10 protein-coding genes are annotated in these 8083 nt (G+C 63.3%); 7 read left to right on the top strand and 3 right to left on the bottom strand.

The annotated features are described in order from the left end of the window. The 7 genes from ACTJGZ_RS10165 to ACTJGZ_RS10135 form a co-directional block, all read left to right on the top strand. A partial coding sequence (locus ACTJGZ_RS10165) for an acid phosphatase (RefSeq protein ID WP_441662808.1) occupies positions 1–358 on the top strand: 358 nt, incomplete at its 5' end. A 91-nt stretch (positions 359–449) separates the two neighbouring features. Then, positions 450–899, top strand: coding sequence for a GlcG/HbpS family heme-binding protein (locus ACTJGZ_RS10160; RefSeq protein WP_441662807.1), 450 nt, complete (start codon positions 450–452; stop codon positions 897–899). Between the two features lie 48 nt (positions 900–947). After that, positions 948–2408, top strand: coding sequence for a 2-hydroxymuconic semialdehyde dehydrogenase (locus tag ACTJGZ_RS10155; protein ID WP_441662806.1), 1461 nt, complete (start codon positions 948–950; stop codon positions 2406–2408). Then, positions 2389–3315, top strand: a complete 927-nt coding sequence (locus ACTJGZ_RS10150; RefSeq protein WP_441662805.1) for an alpha/beta fold hydrolase — start codon at positions 2389–2391, stop codon at positions 3313–3315. Before ACTJGZ_RS10155 ends, ACTJGZ_RS10150 begins: the two co-directional genes overlap by 20 nt. A gap of 194 nt (positions 3316–3509) precedes the next feature. After that, complete coding sequence (gene dmpE / locus ACTJGZ_RS10145) at positions 3510–4292, top strand: 2-oxopent-4-enoate hydratase (RefSeq protein ID WP_441662804.1); 783 nt, start codon at positions 3510–3512, stop codon at positions 4290–4292. Between the two features lie 92 nt (positions 4293–4384). Next, positions 4385–5173 (top strand): 2-oxo-3-hexenedioate decarboxylase, encoded by a 789-nt coding sequence (dmpH, locus tag ACTJGZ_RS10140; protein WP_441662803.1) that lies wholly within the window; start codon positions 4385–4387, stop codon positions 5171–5173. Positions 5174–5287: 114 nt separating this feature from the next. Beyond that, positions 5288–5479, top strand: a complete 192-nt coding sequence (locus ACTJGZ_RS10135) for a 2-hydroxymuconate tautomerase (protein WP_441662802.1) — start codon at positions 5288–5290, stop codon at positions 5477–5479. Between the two features lie 101 nt (positions 5480–5580). Here the strand turns inward: ACTJGZ_RS10135 and ACTJGZ_RS10130 are convergent, their stop codons facing one another. The 3 genes from ACTJGZ_RS10130 to ACTJGZ_RS10120 are packed head-to-tail and all read right to left on the bottom strand — an operon-like array spanning position 5581 to position 8082. Next, positions 5581–6279 carry an ABC transporter ATP-binding protein gene (locus ACTJGZ_RS10130; protein WP_441662801.1) on the bottom strand — a complete coding sequence of 233 codons (699 nt, stop codon included), beginning with the start codon at positions 6277–6279 and terminating at the stop codon, positions 5581–5583. Further along, positions 6273–7106 (bottom strand): ABC transporter ATP-binding protein, encoded by an 834-nt coding sequence (locus ACTJGZ_RS10125; protein ID WP_441662800.1) that lies wholly within the window; start codon positions 7104–7106, stop codon positions 6273–6275. The genes ACTJGZ_RS10130 and ACTJGZ_RS10125 overlap by 7 nt, the downstream gene beginning before the upstream one ends. After that, positions 7096–8082: a branched-chain amino acid ABC transporter permease gene (locus ACTJGZ_RS10120; protein WP_441662799.1), complete on the bottom strand. Its 987-nt coding sequence runs from the start codon at positions 8080–8082 to the stop codon at positions 7096–7098. Before ACTJGZ_RS10120 ends, ACTJGZ_RS10125 begins: the two co-directional genes overlap by 11 nt. Position 8083 lies beyond the last annotated feature (1 nt).

The following is an 8083-nucleotide window of genomic DNA, read 5'->3' as shown; positions in this document are numbered from 1 at the left end:
ACAAGCCAGCTGCACGCCGGAAGAAGAGGCTTCGCTGGCCAAAAACGGTTCCTACCCGTCCGGCCATGCCGCCCTGGGCTGGGCCTGGGGCCTGGTGCTGGCCGAGCTGATTCCCAGCCGCGCCGATGCCCTCTTCCAGCGTGCCTACGACTACGGCCAGAGCCGGGTCATTTGCGGCGTGCATTGGCAAAGCGATGTCGATTCAGGCCGCCTGATGGGCGCTGCTTCCGTCGCCACCCTGCATACCGACCCGACTTTCCTGGCCCAGATGGCGCTTGCCAGGCAGGAAATCGCAGCGCTGCAAGAGCAGGGAGCAGCCGCCCCCGCGAATTGCAGCGCCGCCGCGCCTGCCAACTGAGCAGCTGCGCTGTCCCGCCCCCTGTAACTGGCCTTTTTTCCCCAGGCCATTTTTCCAGGCTTTTTGCCTGCCCCATACCGAGAGACTTGCCATGACGACCCGGCTTTCCGCAGACATTTTCGTCAACCAGCCTACCCTGCGCGCCCCGGCAGTGCTGAGCCTGCTGGACGCAGCGCAGCATGAGGCTGATGCCCTGGGCCTGGCCGTCAATATCGCCGTGGTGGACAACGCCGGGACGCTGGTCGGTTTCATCCGCCAGCCCGGCGCCCCCTTGCATTCCATCGACATCGCCATCGACAAGGCCTACACCTCCGCCAGCTTCGGGCTGGCGACCGGGAAATGGCCCGAAGCCATGCAAGCGCATTCCCCCGCCGTGCAGGACGGGCTGCTGCGCCGGCCGCGCTTTGTCGCCTTCGGCGGCGGGCTGCCCATCGAAATCGGCGGCCAGCGCCTGGGCGGCATTGGTGTATCCGGCGGCAGCGAAGCCCAGGATGAATTGATAGCCGGGGCCGGGCTTGCCGCGCTGGCCCCGAACGACTAACTCCTCTGCGGCCCCGCCGCAGCCATACGGCAACAAGGATTAACAGCCATGACCCAGAAACAGATTCTCAATTTTATCGACGGCGAATACGTGGCGACGCAAAAGCACTTCGCCAAACACTCGCCCATGGATCACAGCGTGATCGCCCAGGTTCACGAAGCCGGCAAGGCTGAGGTCGATCGCGCCGTCGCAGCGGCCCGCGCCGCGCTTGACGGCCCCTGGGCCAGCATGACAGTGGCCGAGCGCGTCGAACGCCTGTATGCCGTCGCCGATGGTATCAACCGCCGCTTCGACGAATTCCTGGCAGCCGAATGCGCCGACACCGGCAAGCCGCGCAGCATTGCCAGCCATATCGACATTCCGCGCGGCGCCGCCAACTTCAAGATCTTCGCCGACGTCATCAAGAATGTGCCGACCGAGTTCTTTGAAATGCAGACGCCCGATGGCCGCGGCGCGATCAACTATGGCTACCGTGGCCCGGTCGGCGTGGTCGGCGTGATCTGCCCGTGGAACCTGCCGCTGCTGCTGATGACCTGGAAAGTGGGCCCGGCGCTGGCCTGCGGCAATACCGTCGTGGTCAAGCCATCCGAAGAAACCCCGCAAACGGCTGCGCTGCTGGGCGAAGTGATGAACGAAGCCGGTATTCCCCCGGGCGTTTACAACGTGGTGCACGGCTTCGGCCCGGATTCAGCCGGTGAATTCCTGACCAGCCACCCGCAGGTGGACGCGATTACCTTCACGGGCGAAACCCGCACGGGCGAAGTCATCATGAAGGCCGCAGCCAAGGGCGCGCGCCCGGTCAGCATGGAAATGGGCGGCAAGAACGCTGCCATCGTCTTTGCCGATTGCGATTTCGACGCCGCCATTGAAGGCACGCTGCGTTCGGCCTTCGTCAATAGCGGCCAGGTTTGCCTGGGCACCGAACGTGTCTATGTGGAACGCCCCATCTTCGACAAATTCGTGGCGGAACTCAAACGCCAGATCGAGGGCTGGAAAATCGGCCTGCCGGAAGACCCGGATACCAAGCTGGGCCCGCTGGTCAGCCGCGAACATCAGCAAAAAGTGCTGTCCTACTACAAACTGGCTGCCGAAGAAGGCGCCACGGTCGTGACGGGCGGCGGCAAACCTGCCATGGCCGGTGCGCTGGCCGAAGGCGCCTGGGTGCAGCCCACCATCTGGACCGGCCTGCCGGAAACGGCGCGCGTCATCAAAGAAGAAATCTTCGGGCCTTGCTGCCACATTTCCCCCTTCGATACCGAAGAAGAAGCCGTCAAAAAGGCCAATGACAGCGAGTACGGCCTGGCCGCTGCCATCTGGACGCGTGACGTGGCGCGCGCGCACCGCGTGGCGCAACGCATGAAGGTAGGCATTTCCTGGGTCAACAGCTGGTTCCTGCGCGACCTGCGCACTCCCTTTGGCGGCGCCAAGCATTCCGGCATCGGCCGCGAAGGCGGCGTGCACTCGCTGGAGTTCTACACGGAGTTGAAAAATGTCTGCATCAAGCTCTGATAACAACCCTGAAATCGGCCGCAGCATCATGGCCACCGGCCTGCGCACCAATGTTCATGACATGGGCTCAGGCGCGCCGGTACTGCTGATTCATGGCTCCGGCCCGGGCGTATCGGCCTGGGCCAATTGGCGCTCTGTCATGCCTGCGCTGGCCAAGCGCGCGCGTGTCATCGCCCCCGATATGGCGGGTTTCGGCTATAGCGAAGGCCTGGATCTGTCCTTGCCCGGCGTGCGCCACGACCTGTTTTCCTGGGTTTGGGTCCGCCAGGCCCTGGGAGTGCTTGATGCCCTGGGCATAGAGCAGGCCGATATTGTCGGCAACTCCTTTGGTGGCGCCCTGGCACTGGCCCTGGCGATCCGGCACCCGGAGCGCGTGCGCCGCCTGGTGCTGATGGGCAGCGTCGGCGTGCCGTTTGCGCTGACGCCCGGCCTGGACTCGGTCTGGGGCTATACCCCGTCGCCGCAAAGCATGCGCCAGGTGCTGGATATTTTCGCCCATGACCGCGATCTGGTCAGTGACGAACTGGCCCAATTGCGCTACCAGGCCAGCATCCGCCCCGGCGTGCAGGAAGCCTTTGGCGCCATGTTCCCGGCCCCGCGCCAGCGCTGGGTTGATGCGCTGGCCAGCCACGAAGAAGACATCCGCGCCCTGCCGCACGAAACCCTGGTGATTCACGGGCGTGAAGATCAAGTCATTCCCCTGCAGAACTCGGTCACGCTCTCGCAGTGGATTCCGCGCTCGCAATTGCATGTCTTCGGGCATTGCGGCCACTGGACCCAAATCGAACATGCGGAACGTTTCTCCCGCCTGGTCGGAGACTTCCTCGCCGAAGCGGGCAGCGCCGAACCCCGGGCCTTGCAGCCAGCGCAGGCCGTCCCGCGGCCGGCGCGCCAAGAAGCCGCTTGAGCGGGCCGCGCGCCTGAGGGCCGGCATCTGCCCCTCAGGCGCGCGCCGGAGCGATGGTTTCGGCGCCACGCAACACGGAGAATGATCCGCCGCCTATCCTCGCGCCTGACACGGACACACGTCCTCTCTACACTCGATACAGGTCTTCGTCCCGTTCACACTTTCGACCCTTCAAGCAACACAGGAATTTAGCCATGGATAAGCCTTTGATCCAGCAACTCGGCGCCGAGCTCTACCAGGCCTTGCAGCAACGCCAGGTGATCGCGCCGCTGACCGAACGCCACCCCGACATGAGCATCGAAGATGCCTACGCCGTTCAACAGGCCATGCAGCAACTGCGCCTGGCCAGCGGCGAACGCGTGGTGGGCAAGAAAATCGGCGTCACGAGCCAGGCCGTGATGAACATGCTGGGCGTTTATCAGCCGGATTTCGGCTGGCTGACTGACGGCATGGTCTATAACGAGGGCCAGCCTATCGAGGCCAGCAGCCTGATCCAGCCCAAGGCCGAAGGCGAAATCGCCTTCGTGCTGAAGAAGACTCTCAAGGGCCCAGGCGTGACTGCGGCCGATGTCATGGCGGCCACCGAAGGCGTGATGGCCTGCTTTGAGATCGTGGATTCACGCATCCGCGACTGGAAAATCAAGATTCAAGATACCGTGGCCGATAACGCGTCCTGCGGCGTTTTCGTGCTCGGCGACCGACTCGTCGATGTACGCGATGTCGATCTCTATACCTGCGGGATGGTGCTGGAAAAGAACGGCGAGGTCGTCGCCACCGGCGCTGGCGCCGCTGCCTTGGGGCACCCTGCCAATGCGGTGGCCTGGCTCGCCAATACCTTGGGCCGGCTGGGCATCGCGCTGGAAGCCGGCGAGGTCATTTTGTCCGGCTCGCTGGCGGCCATGGTGCCGGTACAAGCTGGCGACAACCTGCGCGTGACCATAGGCGGCATCGGCGGCTGCTCGGTACGTTTTGTTTAAACCCGCGCCCTCTGACATGAACCCCCAGCCTCTCCATTCTGTCTTCGGGCCGGATGGACAGGCTTACACCCGACAACACAAGGAATGACGACATGGCACTGAGCCCTGACACTATCAAGCAACTGGCCGATCACCTGGAAACCTGCCAGCTGGAAGTCCGCGATACCCCGAAGATTACCAATGACCACCCGGACATGGATTGGGATGACGCCTACGCTATCCAGGACGAAATCCTGCGCCGCAAACTGGCTCGCGGCGCCCGCGTGGTCGGCCTGAAAGCCGGCCTGACCTCGCACGCCAAGATGAAGCAAATGGGCGTGGAAACGCCGGTGTTCGGTTTTCTAGTGGATGAATACAGCGTGCCCGAAGGGGCGGAAATCAAGACCAGCGAACTGATCCACCCCAAGGTGGAGCCGGAAATCGCATTCGTGCTCAAGCATGCGCTCAAAGGCCCAGGCTGCCATATCGGCGCCGTGCTGGCGGCCACGGAATTCGTGTTGCCTGGCATTGAAGTCATCGACAGCCGCTACCGCGACTTCAAATTCGACCTCAAGAGCGTGGTCGCGGACAACACCTCCGCCGCCCGTTTTGTCGTCGGCGGCCAGGCGCTGCGCCCCGATCAGACCGACCTGCGCACGGTCGGCATCGTGCTGGAAAAAAATGGCGAACCCGTCGCCCTGGGCGCAGGCGCCGCCGTGCTGGGGCACCCGGCAGCAGCTATTGCCATGCTGGCCAATCACCTGGGTAAAAAGGGCCAGGAAATTCCGGCGGGCAGCGTCATCCTGTCGGGTGGCGTGACGGAAGCGGTCGCCGTTGCCGCCGGCGACCACGTTTGCCTGCGGGTCCACGGCATGGGCAGCGTCTCCTTGCGCTTTGCCTGAACGCCGCGGCCGTCAGCGGCGCAGAGCCTGCTCTGCCGCTGGCGGCCTGGCTGATGCTATTCCCTGAAACTGGGGCAATCGTAAACCTGCCCTACCCGATGCCAGGAAGCCGCCATGCCATTTGCTCAAATCCATATTCTCGAAGGACGTACGGCAGAGCAAAAGAAAGCCGTCATTGAAAAAGTCACCCAGGCATTGGTCGAAGCCCTGGATGCGCCAGTCGCCAATGTCCGCGTCTGGATCCATGAAGTGCCCAAGGAAAACTGGGGGATTGCCGGCGTCACGGCCAAAGACCTGGGGCGATAAACATCTATCGCCCCCTCACCAGGGCAGCAGGCATTTTTCCCTGCGCCCGGCGGCCAGCCCCTGCCGGACAGGGGCAGCAGGCCAGATCTGCCGCCCTGGGGCTAGACCCCCAGATACCGGCTGGCCAAGCCCGCCTCGCCTGCCAGGGCAGACGGACTGCCGGACCAGACCACCCGGCCTTTTTCAACAATGTAGTGGCGATCGACCAGGGTTGCCATTTCCGGCAGGTTCTTGTCGATCACCATAATCGTCTGGCCTTCGGTCTTGAGCTGGCGCAGGCAGGTCCAGATTTCCTGGCGGATCAGCGGCGCCAGGCCTTCGGTGGCTTCGTCCAGAATCAGCAAATGCGGGTTGGTCATCAGCGCCCGGCCCACGACCAGCATCTGCTGCTCGCCCCCTGACAAGGTACGCGCCGATTGCTTGCGCCTTTCCTGCAAGCGCGGAAACAAGGCATAGACCCGTTTCAAATCCCAGCTGTCACGGCCATTTTCACGCCGTGCCGTGGCCAGCAGGTTTTCCTCTACCGACAATGAGCCGAAGACACGCCGGCCTTCCGGCACCAGGCCTACGCCCAGGCGTGCTACCACGCTGGGCGCCAGCCGCGCCAGCGGTTTGCCGCGGAAACTGACCTGCCCGCCACGCGAAGGCAGCATCCCCATGACGGTTTTCACGGTGGTGGTCTTGCCCATGCCATTGCGTCCGACCAGGGCAATCACTTCCCCCTGATCCGCTTCGAATGACATACCGAACAAGACCTGGCTGCCGCCATAGCCGCCTGCAAGTTCCTGTACCTTCAGCATGTTTCTTCCCCCAGATAGGCAGCGCGCACATCCGGGTGCTGCCGGACGGACGCCGGATCCCCGGTGTGAATGATGCGGCCATAGACCAATACGCTGACCCGGTCTGCCAGCGCGAAGACGGCATCCATATCGTGTTCGACCAGCAGGATGCCATAGTCCTGCTTGATGTCGGCCAGCAAACGAGTCATGCGCGCGGACTCATCCCCGCCCATGCCTGCCATCGGTTCATCCAGCAGCAGCAGGCGCGGTTCGCGCGCCAGGGCCACGGCCAGTTCCAGCTGGCGTTTCTCGCCATGCGCCAGGTCTGAGGTACGCGCCAGGGCACGGTCCGCCAGCCCGACTTTCTCCAGCCAGTGCATGGCGCGTTCATGCATGGCGCCGTCATTGCGCGGGTTGCTCCACATGCCGAATCCGCGCGACTTGAGCAGCATGAGCGACAGGATCACGTTTTCCAGCACATTGAATTCCTGGCACAGCTCAGTGATCTGAAACGAACGCCCCAAGCCCAGCCGCGCCCGGAGATAAGGCGGCAGGCGTGTCACATCGCGGCCTTCAAGTTCTATCACGCCCGAGTCGGGCAGGATTTCACCGCAGATCTGTGTGATCAACGTCGATTTGCCCGCGCCGTTAGGCCCGATAATGGCGTGGATTTCGCCCTTGAGCACCGTCAAGTCCACGCCATTGGTGGCTTTCACCGCATGAAAGGCCTTATGCAGCCCGGCAATGCGCAGCAAGGGCGCGGCGCCGTCCTGCGCTGAAGCACCGGCTTGCTTGACTGCTTGGTTGCCTGCTTGATTGCTTTGTTGATTGCCTTGTTCATTGGCCATTGCGCTTCTCCAGCAATCGTCCGAACAGCCCGCGCTGCGCCAGCAGCACGACCAGCACCAGCAGCGGCCCCATATAAAGCAGCCAGTGCTCCGTGACGGCCGACAGCGCCTGCTCCAGCCCCAGGAAGACCGCCGCGCCGCCTATCGGCCCGAGCAGCGTGCCAACGCCCCCCAGGATCACAATGGCCATGAATTCCCCGGATTTGGTCCAGGCCGCCATGTCCGGCGTCACCAGCCCGGAATAATTGGCCCACAGCACACCCGCCAGCCCGGTGCCCACCGCCGACAGCACAAAGGCAGCCAGACGGTGCGGCACTTGGGCAACGCCCAGTTTCTCGGCGCGACGCTCACTCTGGCGCAGCGCCTGCAACACCATGCCAAAGCGCGAATTGACCACGCGTATGCACAGCAATGTCCAGATGGCCAGCAGGACCAGGCAGACGTAATACAGCTGCCTGTCGCTGGACAGATCCACGCCGGGCAGATGGTTGCGCTCATTGAGCAGCAGGCCGTCATCACCGCCATACACTTGCAGCGACACCAGGATGAAGTACATCATCTGGCCAAACGCCAGAGTAATCATGATGAACTGCACGCCCCGGGTACGCAGCGCCAGGTAGCCGGTGAGCAGCCCCAGCAAGGCGCTGAAAACCAGTGCCAGCGGCCAGACCAGCAGCGCCTCATTGCTTCCTGCCCAGCCGAACAATGGCCCGGCTTCGAAGGTATGAAAAGAAATGATGCCCACCACATAGCCGCCCATGGCGAAGAACATGGCATGGCCAAAGCTGATCATGGCGCCGTAGCCAATCACCAGATCCAGGCTGACGGCCACCAGGCCGTAGATCAAAAAGCGTGTCGCCAGATTGACCCAATAGGGTGAGCCAAAGGCGTCGGCCAGCACCGGCAGCAGCGCCAGCACCAGCAAGCCGCCCCAGCCGAACAGGGCGCGCCGGGAATTGAAGGAGTTTTGAATCATG

The sequence above is a fragment of the Kerstersia sp. genome, assembly GCF_052103615.1.
Lineage (GTDB): Bacteria > Pseudomonadota > Gammaproteobacteria > Burkholderiales > Burkholderiaceae_B > Kerstersia.
Note: the sequence above shows the minus strand (reverse complement) of the source record. Positions and strands in the feature narration are given on the sequence as shown.

Coding starts and splice junctions, on each gene's coding strand:
- ACTJGZ_RS10160 (WP_441662807.1), top strand. CDS start 450: ATGACGACCCGGCTTTCCGCAGACATTTTCGTCAACCAGCCTACCCTG.
- ACTJGZ_RS10155 (WP_441662806.1), top strand. CDS start 948: ATGACCCAGAAACAGATTCTCAATTTTATCGACGGCGAATACGTGGCG.
- ACTJGZ_RS10150 (WP_441662805.1), top strand. CDS start 2,389: ATGTCTGCATCAAGCTCTGATAACAACCCTGAAATCGGCCGCAGCATC.
- dmpE (WP_441662804.1), top strand. CDS start 3,510: ATGGATAAGCCTTTGATCCAGCAACTCGGCGCCGAGCTCTACCAGGCC.
- dmpH (WP_441662803.1), top strand. CDS start 4,385: ATGGCACTGAGCCCTGACACTATCAAGCAACTGGCCGATCACCTGGAA.
- ACTJGZ_RS10135 (WP_441662802.1), top strand. CDS start 5,288: ATGCCATTTGCTCAAATCCATATTCTCGAAGGACGTACGGCAGAGCAA.
- ACTJGZ_RS10130 (WP_441662801.1), bottom strand. CDS start 6,279: ATGCTGAAGGTACAGGAACTTGCAGGCGGCTATGGCGGCAGCCAGGTC.
- ACTJGZ_RS10125 (WP_441662800.1), bottom strand. CDS start 7,106: ATGGCCAATGAACAAGGCAATCAACAAAGCAATCAAGCAGGCAACCAA.
- ACTJGZ_RS10120 (WP_441662799.1), bottom strand. CDS start 8,082: ATGATTCAAAACTCCTTCAATTCCCGGCGCGCCCTGTTCGGCTGGGGC.